Source organism: Bradyrhizobium sp. CFUWI (assembly GCF_056429085.1).
Genome location: NZ_JBWJZE010000119.1, coordinates 1 through 823 on the forward strand (window position 1 = coordinate 1; position 823 = coordinate 823).

Below are 823 nucleotides of genomic sequence, written 5' to 3' on the forward strand. Positions count from 1 at the left end.
CTTCGTGTACATCGTCAAACTCTTCGTTTTTTACCCCTTTGGGTCGAGCAGGCTCCTCTGCCCCAAGCAGGGCGCGCATAGCTTTGTACCTAGGACTGAACAGCAGATCGTCAAACATTCGAAGCTTTGCAGGCTTCTTGCTGAGCAAGGCTGCAATTGCCGGGCCAAGAAATGCCATGTCAGTCGCCGCGGTTCGCTGAAACGCAGTAGCGTCGATAATTTCGCGCCCGCCAATCTCATTGTGCTGAGATAGTGTGAACGCGAGCGCCGCGAAAGCCGTATTTCCAGCTGAGGCCGTGTACCAAGCATCAAGGATTTCTTTCGTCAGCTTTGTCTTGGTCTTGACAAACGTATAGTCCCAATACGTATCGCAGAATTCTTCCCACTGAGGGCTATTCCTTGCCATCGGCTCAAGTACCAAGCTCCCGAAGGAAGCAAGTTTGCGGGTGTTTCGTACTGCCCCTTCTACGACAGCTTGGACCGCTGGTGTTGCAAGCGCCAATAAGCTAATGCCGAGCCGCTCAATGATTTCACTGAACAGGTTTAGAACAAGCTCCGCATTTTGGGCGCGCGCGCTGCGCAAATTCTGAACTTCATCAACGACAATAAAGCCCAAGGAGACAGCTGTTGCGACCTTGTTCATCAAGTCGACCATGGGTGCAATATTGCGTAGCGCTGCCGCCTTCCTCGAATAGTCGGTTCCTAGCAGTCGGTCGATCTCGTTGAAGAATTGAAGGCATAACGACTTGAGTGTTGCGTCGTGAGGCACTCTTAGAAGAACGTATACGACCTGATGGCATTTCAGATCAGCTCCGTGATAATT

At 51.5% G+C, this 823-nt stretch carries 1 protein-coding gene; it reads right to left on the bottom strand.

What is annotated here, in order from left to right; translation table 11 throughout:
- Positions 1–643: hypothetical protein (locus AC066S_RS38980; RefSeq protein WP_478271928.1), on the bottom strand; the 643-nt coding region annotated here is incomplete at its 3' end.
- Positions 644–823: the final 180 nt, after the last annotated feature.